This window comes from Streptomyces sp. NPDC031670 (genome assembly GCF_055580545.1).
In genome coordinates this window covers 372,155-387,050 of sequence record NZ_JBVILC010000002.1, presented here as the reverse complement: position 1 = coordinate 387,050, position 14,896 = coordinate 372,155, and the positions used below count along the sequence as shown (strand labels likewise).

The window sequence follows — 14,896 nt, the reverse complement described above, 5'->3', positions numbered from 1 at the left end:
GTGTCGCTAGTGGCGTTCCGCCTGGAGGCGGGCCACGTATGCCGCTGCCTGGGAGCGGCGTTCCATCCCCAGTTTGGACAGGAGCGAGGAGACGTAGTTCTTGATCGTCTTCTCCGCCAGATGCAGGCGCTCGCCGATCACCCGGTTCGTGAGCCCCTCGCCGATCAGGTCGAGGATCTTGCGCTCCTGCTCCGTGAGGCTCGCCAGCCGGGCGTCGCCCCGGTTCGCGCCGCCGTCGCGCAGCCGCTCCAGGACCCGGGCGGTCGCGACCGGGTCGAGCAGGGACTTGCCCGCCGCCACGTCCCGTACCGCCGAGAGCAGCTCACTGCCCCGGATCGCCTTCAGGACATATCCGGACGCACCCGCCATGATCGCGTCGAACAGGGCTTCGTCATCCGCGAACGAGGTCAGCATCAGGCATTTGATGTCCTCGTCCTGCGAGCGGATCTCGCGGCAGACCTCCACACCGCTGCCGTCCGGCAGCCGGACGTCCAGGACGGCCACGTCCGGACGGGTCGCCGGGATCCTGACCAGGGCGTCCGCCGCCGTACCGGCCTCTCCGACCACCTCGATATCGTCCTCGACGGAGAGCATTTCGTGGACGCCACGGCGGACCACTTCGTGGTCGTCGAGCAGGAATACGGTGATTTTGCCTGGTTCGCGCACGGAATCAGTTTCACACATTCACTCTTCCCGTGCCGTAGGTGACCGGGATAACGTGCCGTTGTTCCGGCGGCCTGCAAGGCTGTCATCAGTGCTGTGACCAGTGGTTGTTCCCCACTTTCTCGATTTACTTGGAAATCCAAGCAAAATCGCAGGTCAAATGGGGTTTCGCAGGAATGCGCAGCACTGGGTAACGTGCCTATGACAGGGCGCTCGCCGGGGCACCTGTCACGCCTGATTCCCGGTGAGGCGCACCCACCCCCGTGCACCGCGAACGGAAGCAGGCGAGGAGCCGCAACTGGCCACACCGGCGAACCCGGGGGCCGGACAGACGGAGGAGCACGCACGTGACCGTGGAGAGCACTGCCGCGCGCAAACCGCGACGCAGCAGCAAGCGCACCGGTAGCAGCGCCGGGAAGGCTGTGGCCGACCCTCAGCTCGTACAGCTGCTGACGCCCGAGGGCCAGCGGGTCGAGCACCCTGACTACGACGTTGACCTGACCCCCGAAGAGCTGCGCGGGCTCTACCGCGACATGGTGCTGACCCGGCGCTTCGACGCCGAGGCCACCGCACTGCAGCGCCAGGGCGAGCTGGGCCTGTGGGCCTCGCTGCTCGGCCAGGAGGCCGCCCAGATCGGCTCCGGCCGCGCCCTGCGCGACGACGACTACGTCTTCCCCACCTACCGGGAGCACGGTGTCGCCTGGTGCCGGGGGGTCGACCCCACCAACCTGCTCGGCATGTTCCGTGGCGTCAACCACGGCGGCTGGGACCCCAACACCAACAATTTCCATCTGTACACGATCGTCATCGGCTCGCAGACGCTCCACGCGACCGGCTACGCCATGGGCGTGGCCAAGGACGGCGCGGACTCGGCCGTGATCGCGTACTTCGGCGACGGGGCCTCCAGCCAGGGCGATGTCGCGGAGTCGTTCACCTTCTCCGCGGTCTACAACGCCCCGGTCGTGTTCTTCTGCCAGAACAACCAGTGGGCGATCTCGGAGCCGACCGAGAAGCAGACCCGGGTCCCGCTCTACCAGCGCGCCCAGGGCTACGGCTTCCCCGGCATCCGCGTCGACGGCAACGACGTGCTCGCCTGTCTGGCGGTGACCCGGTCCGCCCTGGAGCGCGCCCGGCGCGGCGAGGGCCCGACCCTGGTCGAGGCCTTCACGTACCGGATGGGCGCGCACACCACCTCCGACGACCCGACGAAGTACCGGGCCGACGAGGAGCGCGAGGCCTGGGAGGCCAAGGACCCGATCCTGCGTCTGAGGACCTACCTGGAGAACGAGGGCCACGCCGACGAGGCGTTCTTCACCTCCCTGGAGGAGGAGTCCGAGACGCTCGGCAAGCGGGTCCGCGAGGCGGTCCGCGCCATGCCCGACCCGGACCGGATGGCCATCTTCGAGAACATCTACGCCGACGGGCACGCGCTCGTCGACGAGGAGCGGGCCCAGTTCGCGGCCTACCAGGCGTCCTTCGCCGACGGGGAGGGCAAGTAGCCATGACCGTACAGAAGCTTCCCATCGCCAAGGCGATCAACGAGTCGCTGCGCAAGGCGATGGAGACCGACCCCAAGGTCCTCATCATGGGCGAGGACGTCGGCAAGCTCGGCGGTGTCTTCCGGGTCACCGACGGGCTGCAGAAGGACTTCGGCGAGGGCCGGGTCATCGACACCCCGCTCGCCGAGTCCGGCATCGTCGGCACCGCGATCGGTCTGGCCCTGCGCGGCTACCGCCCGGTCGTGGAGATCCAGTTCGACGGGTTCGTCTTCCCGGCGTACGACCAGATCGTCACCCAGCTCGCGAAGATGCACGCCCGCGCGCTCGGCAAGATCAAGCTGCCGGTCGTCGTGCGTATCCCCTACGGCGGCGGCATCGGCGCGGTCGAGCACCACAGCGAGTCCCCCGAGGCGCTCTTCGCGCATGTGCCGGGCCTCAAGGTGGTCTCGCCCTCCAACGCCTCCGACGCGTACTGGATGATGCAGCAGGCCATCCAGTCCGACGACCCCGTCATCTACTTCGAGCCCAAGCGCCGCTACTGGGACAAGAGCGAGGTCGACACCGAGGCCATCCCGGGCCCGCTCCACAAGGCCACCACGGTCGTGGAGGGGTCGGACCTCACCCTCGTGGCGTACGGTCCGATGGTGAAGGTCTGCGTGGAGGCCGCCGCGGCAGCCGCCGAGGAGGGCAAGTCGATCGAGGTCCTGGACCTGCGCTCGATGTCCCCGATCGACTTCGACGCGGTGCAGGCGTCGGTGGAGAAGACCGGCCGTCTGGTCGTGGTCCACGAGGCGCCGGTGTTCTACGGCGCCGGCGCGGAGATCGCCGCGCGGATCACCGAGCGCAGCTTCTACCACCTGGAGGCACCGGTGCTCCGGGTCGGCGGCTACCACGCCCCGTACCCGCCGGCGCGCCTGGAGGAGGAGTACCTGCCGGGTCTGGACCGGGTGCTCGACGCCGTCGACCGCTCGCTGGCGTACTGAGGAGTCCCGTGACCATGACTGAAACTTCCGCCCGCTTCCGCGAGTTCAAGATGCCGGACGTCGGCGAGGGACTCACCGAGGCGGAGATCCTCAAGTGGTACGTCCAGCCCGGTGACACCGTCACCGACGGCCAGGTCGTCTGCGAGGTGGAGACGGCGAAGGCGGCCGTCGAGCTGCCGATCCCGTTCGACGGGGTGGTGCACGAGCTGCGCTTCCCCGAGGGCACCACGGTGGACGTCGGCGAGGTGATCATCTCGGTGGACGTGGCCCCGGGCTCCGGCGAGCCGGCCCCCGAGGCCGTCACCCCCGCCCAGACCCCGGTCGCCGAGGCGCCAGCCGAGCCCGAGAAGCCCAAGGGCCGTCAGCCCGTTCTCGTCGGCTACGGCGTCGCCGAGTCCTCGACCAAGCGCCGTCCGCGCAAGGGCGCCCCGGTGCCCGGGCAGGCCACGGCCGCGGTGCAGGCCGAGCTCAACGGCCACGGCTCCGCGCCCGTCGCCCGGCCGCTGGCCAAGCCCCCGGTCCGCAAGCTGGCCAAGGACCTGGGCATCGACCTGGCGAACGTGGTCCCGACCGGCCCGGACGGGGTCATCACCCGTGAGGACGTCCACGCGGCGGCTGCCCCGGCCGCCGAGCAGGCCGTGCCGACCGGTGTTTCACGTGAAACAACTCCCGCGCCCGCCGCGGCCGTTGTCTCCTCTGTCTCCTCGGACGCACGCGAGACCCGTATCCCCATTAAGGGCGTACGCAAGGCGACCGCGCAGGCGATGATCGGCTCGGCGTTCACCGCGCCGCACGTCACCGAGTTCGTCACGGTGGACGTGACGCGCACGATGAAGCTGGTCGAGGAGCTCAAGGGCGACAAGGAGATGGCGGGCCTGCGGGTCAACCCGCTCCTGATCATCGCCAAGGCGCTGCTCGTCGCCATCAAGCGCAACCCCGACGTCAACGCGTCGTGGGACGAGGCGGCGCAGGAGATCGTCCTCAAGCACTATGTGAACCTGGGCATCGCCGCCGCCACCCCGCGCGGACTGATCGTCCCGAACATCAAGGACGCGCACGACAAGACGCTGCCGCAACTGGCGGCGGCGCTGGGTGACCTGGTCTCCACGGCCCGCGAGGGCAAGACCTCCCCGGCGGCCATGCAGGGCGGCACGGTCACCATCACCAACGTCGGCGTCTTCGGCGTCGACACCGGCACGCCGATCCTCAACCCCGGCGAGTCGGCGATCCTCGCGATCGGTGCGATCAAGCTCCAGCCCTGGGTCCACAAGGGCAAGGTGAAGCCCCGCCAGGTCACCACCCTGGCCCTGTCGTTCGACCACCGCCTGGTCGACGGCGAGCTGGGCTCCAAGGTACTGGCCGATGTGGCGGCGATCCTGGAGCAGCCCAAGCGGCTGATCACCTGGGCGTAACCGCCCTGCGCGCGCACCCGTGCCCCCGGCCGCTTCGGCGCCCGGGGGCACGGTTGTTTGGTGGTGCGGTGGGTGCGGCCGTGCGGTGATGGGTGGTGCGGCGGCACGGCCGTGCCGTCCGGCGGGCGGGCAGCCAAGGAGAGGCGTTCCGCCATCCGGACGCCCCTTTCTCACGTACACCTGTTGTATCTATCCTGTGCGCATGCCGTCCGCCCCCGCCTCCGCCCTCCCGCCCGTGCCCGTCCCCGTCAAGCAGCCGCCCGCCGCCGACCGTGTGTACATGCACGTCAAGCAGGCCGTCCTGGAGCGGCGCTACGAAGGCGGCACACTCCTTACCGAAGGCGAACTGGCCGAGGCCGTCGGAGTGTCGCGGACACCCGTGCGCGAGGCGCTGCTCAAGCTCGAAGTCGAAGGGCTCATCCGGCTCTACCCCAAGAAGGGTGCCCTCGTCCTCGCCGTCTCCGCGCAGGAGACCGCCGACGTGGTCGAGACGCGGCTGCTGGTCGAGGAGTTCGCCGTCCGCCGGGCGGTGCCCGCCCCCGCTCGGCTGATCGCGCGCCTGGAGGAGCTCCTCGCGGAGCAGAAGGAGAACGCGGCCACCGGCGACCTCGCGGCCGTCGCCGTCACCGACCGCTGCTTCCACGCCGAGATCGTCCGCAACGCCGGCAACGAGATCCTCTCGCGCCTCTACGACCAGATGCGCGACCGCCAGCTGCGGATGGGGGTCGCCGTGATGCACGCCCAGCCCGACCGGATCGCCAAGAACATCACCGAGCACCAGGAGATGCTGGACGCCATCAGGGCCGGGGACGCCGAGCGCGCCGCGCACTGCGTACGCCAGCACCTCAGCTGGGTCAAGGTCCTGGTCCGGGGTGAGGAACGATGAGCTCCGCCTCCGCCGGGTCCTCCGCCTCCGCCTCCTCTTCCGCCGAGCCCGAGCGCGAGCCCCTCGGCGGGCGCCGCGCCGCCCTCGTGTGGGGCATCGGCGTCAGCGTCTACTTCGTCGCCGTCATCTTCCGTACCAGCCTCGGCGTCGCCGGGCTCGACGCCGCCGACCGCTTCGGCGTCAACGCCTCCGCGCTCTCCACCTTCTCCATACTCCAACTGCTCGTGTACGCGGGGATGCAGATACCCGTCGGCCTCATGGTCGACCGCCTCGGCACCAAGAAGGTGCTCACCCTCGGCGTCGTGCTCTTCACGGCCGGGCAGCTCGGCTTCGCCCTCTCGCCCACCTACGGCACCGCCCTCGCCTCCCGCGCCCTGCTCGGCTGCGGCGACGCGATGACCTTCATCAGCGTCCTGCGGCTCGGCTCGCGCTGGTTCCCCGTCCGGCGCGGACCGCTGATCGCCCAGGTCGCGGCGCTCTTCGGGGTGGCGGGCAACCTCGTCTCCACCATCGTCATCTCCCGTACGCTCCACGGGATCGGCTGGACCGCCACCTTCGCGGGCAGCGCGGTCGCGGGCGTGGCCGTGCTGATCCTGCTGCTGCTCTTCCTGCGCGACCACCCCGAGGGCCACGAGCCCCCGCCCGCCACCCACGCCGGCGCCGCCTACGTACGCCGCCAGATCGCCGAGTCCTGGCGCGAGCCGGGCACCCGCCTCGGCATGTGGGTGCACTTCACCACCCAGTTCCCCGGCATGGTGTTCCTGCTGCTGTGGGGGATGCCGTACCTGGTCGAGGCGCAGGGGCACTCACGGGGGACCGCCGGCGAGCTGCTGACCCTCGTGGTGCTCTCCAACATGGTGGTGGGCCTGGTGTACGGGCAGGTCATCGCCCGCCACCACGCCGCCCGCGCGCCGCTCGCCCTCGGCACGGTCGGGGCGACCGCCGCCCTGTGGGCCGCCGCCGTCGCCTACCCTGCCCCGCACACACCGATGTGGCTGCTGATCGTCCTGTGCGTGGTGCTCGGCGCGTGCGGCCCGGCCTCGATGATCGGGTTCGACTTCGCCCGCCCGGCCAACCCGCCGGAGCGGCAGGGCACGGCCTCGGGCATCGTCAACATGGGCGGCTTCACGGCCTCGATGACGACGCTGCTGGCGATCGGCGTGCTCCTCGACGCCACCGGCGACAACTACCGGATCGCGTTCGCCTCGGTGTTCGTCCTCCAGGCCCTCGGCGTGGCCCAGATCCTGCGGCTGCGCGGCCGGGCGGCACACCGCGAGCGGGAGCGGCTGGTCGCGAGCCGGGTGGAGGCGGTACACGTACCGGCGTGACGCGCCGGAGGCCCCGGCGCGCGACCACGGCGCCCGCGCGTGCGAAGGCGTGCCGGCCGGCCGGCGTGCGCCCTACGGCACCCGCGAGGGCGTGCTGGGCAGCGGCCCGCGTGCGTGTCTACGCCGTACCCGCGAAGGCGTGCTGGGCGGCGCCCCGCCTGCGTGCCTACGGCGTGACCGCGAAGTTCCGCAGGATCGCCGCCGCCAGCTCCTGGTCGCCCTCGGTCTTCACCCGGTCCGCCACCGCGTGCGGGCGCACCCGGCCACAGGCGAGACGCACGAACGTCTCCCAGTCCATCGCGATCGTCACCAGCGGACCGAGCGAGGGCGCGCCGTCGATCGTGCCGTGGCCCTCGGCGTCGACCCGTACCGTACGCAGGAACTCCACCGGTCCGTGGATGTCGAAGACGACCGCCGAGTTCGGCGGGGCGCCCGCGTCCTTGGCGACGACCTTCGGCAGGGTGTGCAGCAGGATGTCGCGGGCGACGTACGCGCCCGGCGAGTCCAGGTTGCCCGGCCGGCCCAGCGCCCACCGCAGGTCCTGCTCGTGCACCCACACGTCGAACGCCCGCATCCGCAGCGCCAGTTCCAGGGTCTGCTCGGTGCCGAGCGGCGCGCGGACCAGGGTGGCGGGATCGCGGGTCTCGTTGCGCAGCTGACGCGCCCGGCGGATGACCGTGTACTCCAGCTCCGAGGTCATCTCCGGCGCGGTGTGGTGCCGGCGCACATCGACCTGCATCTCCATGTAGCGCGCGAACTCACTCTGCACATGGTAGAGATCGCGCGGCAGGGTGTGGATCGGCCGTGGATCACCGAGCTGTTCGCACTCCATCCCGATGATGTGCGACACGATGTCGCGCACCGACCACGCCGGACACGGCGTGGCACGGTTCCACTCCCCCTCGACGAGCGGCATCACCAGCTCGGATATCGCCTCGATGGAATGGGTCCAGGCATCGGCGTAGGTCTGGAGGCTGGGATGGACGGTCACGGGACCCCTCGGCGGTTCTGTACGTACGCGGGCTGGGCGCTGTGGCAGTTAAGTTACGCTGCCCGCAGGCACCCCGGCAGTGCTTTCGTGTGACGATCGTAGGCCCGTGTTGACAACTCGAATGCCAGGACGGTGGTAGTGTGCGCGCCTCCCTCATCCAATTCGGTGTAGACCCCCAGGAATCGGCGGATTCCCGAAGGCGGCGAGCGGCGTCGCTGGTACGGGAGCAGACGGGCAGTGACCTCGTCGTGCTGCCGGAGCTGTGGACGGTGGGGGCGTTCGCGTACGAGAGCTTCGCGGCCGAGTCGGAGAAGGCGGCTGACGGGCCGACGTATGAGGCCATGTCAGAGGCTGCGCGGGACGCGGGTGTCTGGCTGCACGCGGGCTCGATCCCCGAGCGCGGCGAGGACGGCGGCCTCTACAACACCTCCCTGGTCTTCTCCCCCGACGGCGAACTCGCGGCCGTCTACCGCAAGATCCACCGCTTCGGTTTCGACCAGGGAGAGGCGGTCCTGATGAGCGCGGGCACCGACCTGGTGACCGTCCCGCACCCGCAGACCACCCTGGGCCTGGCGACCTGTTACGACCTGCGCTTCCCCGAACTGTTCCGGGGCCTGGTCGACGCGGGCGCCCAGACCTTCGTCGTCCCGGCCGGCTGGCCCGCCAGGCGCCTGGCCCACTGGACGCTGCTCGCCCGGGCGCGCGCGGTCGAGAACCAGGCGTACGTCCTGGCCTGCGGCACCGGCGGCACCCACGCGGGCGTCCCGCAGGCGGGCCACAGCATCGTGGTCGACCCGTGGGGCGAGGTCCTGGGAGAGGCGGGCGACGGCGAGGAGGTCCTGACGGTGGAGCTGGACCCGCAGAAGGTGGCGGCGACGCGGGAGCAGTTCCCGGCACTGAAGGACCGCCGCCTGCGCTGAGGCGCCCGGCCCGCCCCCAGCGGCCCCTCCCCTGTTCCTCCAGTCCCCTCCTGGTTCCCCTATTCCCCCTAGTCCTCGTCGTCGTGCTCCCGCTCCCGCTCGTCCATCCGGATCACGCACACCACCACGGCGATGAGCAGCGCCGCGTCGGCGTCCTCACGGACGACGTTCACCGCGTACGTCTCGCGGACGTGGAACCAGCGGCGCGAGACGTGCGCGAGCAGCTCCCCGTCGTACTCGACGGTGAACTCGCGGTCGAAGATCCTCCCCGAGACGTCGAGCTCGGTGCCCTCGACCAGGCTGACGCGGTAGTGGTTGCGCAGCAGCGAGAGCCGTTTGCGGCGGACGGTGGCGAGCGGCCGGTCGTCGCGCTCGATGGTCATCGCGTCCCGCAGCGCGAACATCTTCTTGCGCAGGGTGACCAGCACCCGGCCGCCCGGGTCCTTCAGCTCCAGGGTGTCCCGCAGCCGCAGCGCCTTGCCGTCGACGAGAAAGGCCTGCCGGCCGTCCTCGGTCTCGATCCAGTAGTCGTCCCCGATCGCGAAGATCTTGTCGCGCACCAGATATTTCATGGCGAATGCGTACCCCTGCTTATGGGGTTGATGGGGGTACGGCCACACGTGCACGCGTTCGGGCCAGCAGCCGCGGCCGGCAAGGGCCGGACGAGTTCTCCCAAGTCGGTCGCCGTGGTGGAACGAGTGCCCTGATCAGGCACTTCGTACGGGCGTGATCCTGCGTTCACAAGCGGATGGCAAGCTTGAAGGATGAACGATGCTGCTCCGGCGCCCACCCCCGCGCCCGCGCCCCGACGCCGTGCCCGTGTCCGTGCCCCCGAGCTGATCGGCAAGGGGGGCTGGCTGAACACCGGTGATCAGGAGTACACCCTCGCCGACCTGCGGGGAAGGATCGTCATCCTCGATTTCTGGACCTTCTGCTGCATCAACTGTCTCCACGTCCTGGACGAGCTCCGAGAGCTGGAGGAGAAGCACCGGGACACCGTGGTGATCGTCGGGGTGCACTCGCCGAAGTTCGTGCACGAGGCCGAGCACCAGGCCGTGGTGGACGCCGTGGAGCGGTATCAGGTGCACCACCCGGTCCTGGACGACCCCGAGCTCGCGACCTGGAAGCAGTACGCCGTGCGGGCCTGGCCCACGCTCGTCGTGATCGACCCCGAGGGGTACATCGTCGCCCAGCACGCCGGTGAGGGCCATGCCCACGCCATCGCGAAGCTGGTGGAGGAGCTGGAGGCGGAGCACGGGGCGAAGGGGACGCTGCGGCGCGGGGACGGGCCGTATGTGCCGCCGGTGCCGGTGGCGAGCGATCTGCGCTTCCCGGGCAAGGCGGTCGTGCTGCCGGGCAGCGGGAACTTCCTGGTGTCGGACTCGACGCGGCACGAGCTGGTCGAGCTGGAGCCGGACGGCGAGAGCGTCGTACGGCGCGTCGGCGGTGGTGCCTTCAAGGAGCCGCAGGGGCTCGCGCTGCTCCCGGACGGGCGCGTGGTCGTCGCGGACACCGTCAACCACGCGCTGCGGGTCTTCGACCCGGTGAGCGGGGCCGTGGAGCGGGTCGCCGGTACCGGCAGGCAGTGGTGGCAGGGCTCGCCCACGTCCGGGCCCGCCCTGGAGGTCGACCTCTCCTCGCCGTGGGACGTCGCCTGGTGGCAGGGCCGGGTGTGGATCGCCATGGCCGGGGTGCACCAGCTGTGGACGTACGACCCCGAGAGCGGGACCGTCGAGGTCGCGGCCGGGACGACGCAGGAGGGGCTGGTCGACGGTCCGGCCGCCGAGGCCTGGTTCGCGCAGCCGTCCGGGCTGGCGGCGACCGAGGACCGGCTGTGGGTCGCGGACGCGGAGAACTCGGCGCTGCGGTACGTGGAGCGCTCGGATGCCGGATACGTCGTGGGGACGGCCGTCGGGACCGGGCTCTTCGACTTCGGGCACCGGGACGGCGAGGCCGGGCAGGCGCTGCTCCAGCATCCGCTGGGGGTGACGGCGCTGCCGGACGGTTCGGTGGCGGTGTCCGACACGTACAACCACGCGCTGCGCCGTTACGACCCGGCGTCGGGTGAGGTCACCACGCTGGCCACGGACCTGCGCGAGCCCAGTGACGCGGTGCTCGTCGGGGACGACATCGTGGTGGTGGAGTCGGCGCGGCACCGGCTGACGCGGCTGCGGCTGCCGGAGGAGGCGGTACGGGTGGACGCGGTGGCGCACCGTACGCAGCGGGAGGCGACCGAGGTCGCCCCGGGGGCGCTCCGGCTGGACGTGGTCTTCCAGGCCCCGGCGGGCCAGAAGCTCGACACCCGCTACGGTCCGTCGACGCGTCTGATCGTCTCGTCGACGCCGGCGGAGCTGCTGGTGTCCGGGGAGGGGACGGGGACGGACCTGTCGCGGTCGCTGGAGCTCAACCCGGAGGTGGCGGAGGGGGTTCTGCACGTCTCCGCGATGGCGGCGTCGTGCGACGACGACCCGGCGAACGAGTATCCGGCGTGCCATGTGCATCAGCAGGACTGGGGGGTGCCGGTGCGGGTCGTTTCGACGGGGGTGGGGCGGTTGCCGCTGGTGCTGGCGGGGTTGGACGGGTAGCCCCGTCGGGGGGCCGGGGGGGCCGGGGGGCCGGGGGCGGGCTTGACGGGGCTGCGCCCCCGGCCCTGTGTTCGTGTGCCGGTCGGTGGTGGGCTGGTCGCGCAGTTCCCCGCGCCCCTGGGGTGGTCCTCCCTGGCGGGAACCCCAGCTCGGCCACGCCCCCTTGAGGGCCGCAGGCAGACGACGGCCCTGGCGCGACCAGCCCTCACCGGGCCGCAGCTGAAGGGGAATTGGGGCGCCCGGGGCCGTGGCCCCGGGGGAAGCCGGTTGCCCCGGCTGCCCCCGCCGGGGCCGACGGCTAGCCCCGCAGGAACGACAGCAGCGCGTTCGCCAGCAGATACGGGTCGTCCGCCCCGCACAGCTCGCGCGCGCTGTGCATCGACAGGATCGCCACCCCGATGTCCACCGTCTGGATGCCGTGGCGGGCCGCCGTGATCGGTCCGATCGTCGTGCCGCATGGCATCGCGTTGTTGGAGACGAAGTGCTGCCACGGCACTCCCGCCCGCTCGCACGCCGCCGCGAAGACCGCCCGGCCCGCACCGTCCGTCGCGTACCGCTGGTTGACGTTGACCTTCAGGATCGGGCCGCCGTTGGCGCGCGGGTGGTGGGTGGGGTCGTGGCGCTCGGCGTAGTTGGGGTGGATCGCGTGGCCCGTGTCGGAGGAGAGGCAGACGGTGCCCGCGAAGGCCCGTGCCCTGTCCTCGTACGTACCGCCGCGTGCGAACACCGAGCGTTCCAGGACCGTTCCGAGCAGGGGGCCGTCCGCGCCCGTGTCGGCCTGGGAGCCGTTCTCCTCGTGGTCGAAGGCGGCCAGGACGGGGATGAAGGAGAGGTCCGCGTCCGTGGAGGCCGCCGCCAGCGCCGCCGTGCCCGCGTGCACGGAGATGAGGTTGTCCATCCTCGGGCCGGCCAGCAGCTCCTCGTCGCGGCCCAGGTAGGAGGGCGGTTCGATCGAGTGGACCATCAGGTCCCAGCCGGTGACCTCGTCCTCGGCAAGGCCCGCCTCCTGTTCCAGGAAGCGGATCAGATCGCCCTCGGCCACGTCGCCGAGGCCCCAGATCGGCTGGAGGTGCTTCTGGCGGTCCAGCTTGAGGCCGTCGTTGGCCGACCGGTCCAGGTGGATGGCCAGCTGCGGGACGCGCAGCAGGGCGCGGTCCACGTTGACCAGGACGTGCGACCCGTCGCGCAGGGTGAGCCGGCCCGCGAGGCCCAGGTCGCGGTCGAGCCAGGTGTTCAGGAGCGTCCCGCCGTAGACCTCCACCGCGACCTGGCGCCAGCCGAACGCGCCGGTGTCCGGCAGCGGCTTGACCCGCAGGTTCGGTGAGTCGGTGTGCGCGCCGACGATCCGGAACGGGGTGTGCGCCGCCGCGCCCTCCGGTACGAACCACGCGATGATCGCGCCGCCGCGCAGCACGAACTTCCCGCCCGCCGACCCGTCCCACGCGTCCGTCTCCCGCACCTGCTGGAAGCCGGCCTTCTCCAGCCGCGCGGCTGCGTTCGCCACCGCGTGGTACGGCGACGGGCTCGCCGCGAGGAAGGACATCAGGTCGTCGGTGTGTCCGCGGTCGAAGCGGGAGGGTGTGCTCATACGTTCACCTTAACCAGGGGTGCCGACAGACAAGGGCCCGCTCCCCGGGCGGGAAGCGGGCCCTTGGTCCGGCGGCCTGGAAGGAGGCCGCCGGACGGTTCGAGGCGTCGGTGACGCGTCGCTCAGAAGGCGGCCTCGTCGAGCTCCATCAGGGAGTTGTCGACGGTCTCGGCCAGCGCGCGGGCGGTGCCGACGCCCGGCAGGACGTTCGCGGCGAAGAACTTCGCGGCGGCGATCTTGCCGGTGTAGAACGCGACGTCCTTGGGGGAGGCGGTCGGCAGCTTCTCGGCGGCGACGGCCGCGCTCTTGAGGAGCAGGTAGCCGACGACGACGTCACCGGAGGCCATCAGCAGGCGGGTGGTGTTGAGGCCCACCTTGTAGATGTTCTTGACGTCCTCACCGGTGGCGGTCAGGTCGGTGATCATCGTGCCGACGATCGCCTCCAGGTCCACCGCGGCCTTGGCGAGCGAGTCGAGCGCACCGCCCAGCTCCTCGTGGCCCGACTGCTCGGCGAGGAACTTCTTGATCTCCTCGGAGAGGAGGTTGAGCGAGGCGCCCTGGTCGCGGACGATCTTCCGGAAGAAGAAGTCCTGGCCCTGGATCGCGGTGGTGCCCTCGTAGAGGGTGTCGATCTTGGCGTCGCGGATGTACTGCTCGATCGGGTACTCCTGGAGGTACCCGGAGCCGCCGAAGGTCTGGAGCGACTCGTGCGAGAGCTTCTCGTACGACTTCTCCGAGCCGTAGCCCTTCACGATGGGCAGGAGGAGGTCGTTGAGGCCGACGAGCGCCTTCGCGTCCTCGCCCGCTGCCTCCTTGACCTGGATCGCGTCCTGGACGGCGGCGGTGTAGAGGACGAGGGAGCGCATGCCCTCGGCGTACGCCTTCTGCGTCATCAGGGAGCGGCGCACGTCCGGGTGGTGGGTGATCGTCACCTTGGGCGCGGTCTTGTCCATGAACTGCGAGAGGTCGCTGCCCTGGACGCGCTCCTTGGCGTACTCCAGCGCGTTGAGGTAGCCCGTGGAGAGCGTCGCGATGGCCTTCGTGCCGACCATCATGCGGGCGAACTCGATGATCATGAACATCTGGCGGATGCCGTCGTGCTTGTCGCCGATCAGCCAGCCCTTGGCGGGGTGCTTGTCGCCGAAGGTCATCTCGCACGTGTTGGACGCCTTGAGGCCCATCTTGTGCTCGACGTTCGTGGCGTACACGCCGTTGCGCTCGCCCAGCTCGCCGGTCTCCCAGTCGAAGTGGAACTTCGGGACCAGGAAGAGGGAGAGGCCCTTGGTGCCGGGGCCGTGGCCCTCGGGGCGGGCGAGGACGTAGTGGAGGATGTTCTCCTCCATGTCGTGCTCACCGGAGGTGATGAAGCGCTTCACGCCCTCGATGTGCCACGAGCCGTCGGGCTGCTCGACGGCCTTGGTGCGGCCGGCGCCCACGTCCGAGCCGGCGTCCGGCTCGGTCAGGACCATCGTCGAGCCCCAGCGCTTCTCGACGGCGATCTCGGCGATCTTCTTCTGCGCCTCGTTGCCCTCCTCGAAGAGGATGCCGGCGAAGGCCGGACCCGAGGAGTACATCCAGACGGCCGGGTTCGCGCCGAGCAGCAGCTCCGCGTACGCCCAGATCAGGGAGCGGGGGGAAACGGTTCCGCCGATCTCCTCCGGCAGGCCCAGACGCCAGTACTCGCTGTCCATGAAGGCCTTGTAGGACTTCTTGAAGGACGCCGGGACGGGCGCGGTGTTGGTCTCCGGGTCGAACACCGGCGGGTTGCGGTCGGCGTCCGCGAAGGAGTCGGCCAGCTCGTTCTCGGCGAGACGCGCGATCTCGTCGAGGATGGTCTTGGCGGTGTCGACGTCCATCTCGGCGAACGGGCCGGTGCCGTACAGCTTGTCGCGTCCGAGGACCTCGAAGAGGTTGAACTCGATGTCGCGGAGATTCGACTTGTAGTGCCCCATGGCGACGGCTCCGTAAGCAGATCGGTTACATCTCTACCAGCAAGTAGCTACGATGATGCTACCCGTCGGTAATAAGACGCAACCCCTCT

At 70.6% G+C, this 14,896-nt stretch carries 12 protein-coding genes; 7 read left to right on the top strand and 5 right to left on the bottom strand.

The genetic code is table 11. The annotated features are described in order from the left end of the window. Positions 1–6 precede the first annotated feature (6 nt). Complete coding sequence (locus ACZ5ID_RS05795; RefSeq protein WP_406556250.1) at positions 7–666, bottom strand: response regulator; 660 nt, start codon at positions 664–666, stop codon at positions 7–9. Between the two features lie 344 nt (positions 667–1,010). On the opposite strand from ACZ5ID_RS05795, the gene pdhA reads away from it, so the two are divergent. The 5 genes from pdhA (at position 1,011) to ACZ5ID_RS05770 (ending at position 6,771) form a co-directional block, all read left to right on the top strand. Then, positions 1,011–2,162: a pyruvate dehydrogenase (acetyl-transferring) E1 component subunit alpha gene (gene pdhA, locus ACZ5ID_RS05790; protein WP_468893780.1), complete on the top strand. Its 1,152-nt coding sequence runs from the start codon at positions 1,011–1,013 to the stop codon at positions 2,160–2,162. Positions 2,163–2,164: 2 nt separating this feature from the next. Then, positions 2,165–3,145 (top strand): alpha-ketoacid dehydrogenase subunit beta, encoded by a 981-nt coding sequence (locus ACZ5ID_RS05785; protein ID WP_468893778.1) that lies wholly within the window; start codon positions 2,165–2,167, stop codon positions 3,143–3,145. Positions 3,146–3,159: 14 nt separating this feature from the next. After that, on the top strand, positions 3,160–4,557 hold the full coding sequence (locus ACZ5ID_RS05780; protein WP_468893776.1) for a dihydrolipoamide acetyltransferase family protein: 1,398 nt from the start codon (positions 3,160–3,162) through the stop codon (positions 4,555–4,557). 202 nt (positions 4,558–4,759) lie between these two features. Continuing rightward, positions 4,760–5,443 (top strand): GntR family transcriptional regulator, encoded by a 684-nt coding sequence (locus ACZ5ID_RS05775; protein WP_468893774.1) that lies wholly within the window; start codon positions 4,760–4,762, stop codon positions 5,441–5,443. Next, complete coding sequence (locus tag ACZ5ID_RS05770) at positions 5,440–6,771, top strand: MFS transporter (RefSeq protein WP_468893772.1); 1,332 nt, start codon at positions 5,440–5,442, stop codon at positions 6,769–6,771. The genes ACZ5ID_RS05775 and ACZ5ID_RS05770 overlap by 4 nt, the downstream gene beginning before the upstream one ends. Positions 6,772–6,937: 166 nt before the next feature. Here ACZ5ID_RS05770 and ACZ5ID_RS05765 read toward each other — a convergent pair whose 3' ends face one another. Beyond that, entirely contained in the window at positions 6,938–7,762 is an 825-nt protein-coding gene (locus ACZ5ID_RS05765; protein WP_468893770.1) for a maleylpyruvate isomerase family mycothiol-dependent enzyme, read from the bottom strand. Between the two features lie 140 nt (positions 7,763–7,902). Between ACZ5ID_RS05765 and ACZ5ID_RS05760 the strand changes: the two genes are divergently transcribed. Further along, a complete protein-coding gene (locus tag ACZ5ID_RS05760; protein WP_468893768.1) occupies positions 7,903–8,682 on the top strand; it encodes a carbon-nitrogen family hydrolase in 780 nt (259 codons plus the stop codon). Positions 8,683–8,750: 68 nt separating this feature from the next. On the opposite strand, the gene ACZ5ID_RS05755 is transcribed toward ACZ5ID_RS05760, so the two are convergent. Next, positions 8,751–9,254, bottom strand: coding sequence for an LURP-one-related/scramblase family protein (locus ACZ5ID_RS05755; RefSeq protein WP_468893766.1), 504 nt, complete (start codon positions 9,252–9,254; stop codon positions 8,751–8,753). Positions 9,255–9,446: 192 nt separating this feature from the next. Here ACZ5ID_RS05755 and ACZ5ID_RS05750 point away from each other — a divergent pair, with 192 nt between their 5' ends. Continuing rightward, on the top strand, positions 9,447–11,267 hold the full coding sequence (locus ACZ5ID_RS05750) for an NHL domain-containing thioredoxin family protein (RefSeq protein WP_468893764.1): 1,821 nt from the start codon (positions 9,447–9,449) through the stop codon (positions 11,265–11,267). Between the two features lie 298 nt (positions 11,268–11,565). Here the strand turns inward: ACZ5ID_RS05750 and ACZ5ID_RS05745 are convergent, their stop codons facing one another. Together ACZ5ID_RS05745 and ACZ5ID_RS05740 are read right to left on the bottom strand one after the other, a co-directional pair. Then, positions 11,566–12,855: a M18 family aminopeptidase gene (locus ACZ5ID_RS05745; RefSeq protein ID WP_468893762.1), complete on the bottom strand. Its 1,290-nt coding sequence runs from the start codon at positions 12,853–12,855 to the stop codon at positions 11,566–11,568. Positions 12,856–12,977: 122 nt separating this feature from the next. Next, the gene (locus ACZ5ID_RS05740; RefSeq protein WP_468893761.1) at positions 12,978–14,807 is read right to left on the bottom strand and encodes an acyl-CoA dehydrogenase; all 1,830 of its coding nucleotides are present in this window, start codon (positions 14,805–14,807) and stop codon (positions 12,978–12,980) included. Positions 14,808–14,896: the final 89 nt, after the last annotated feature.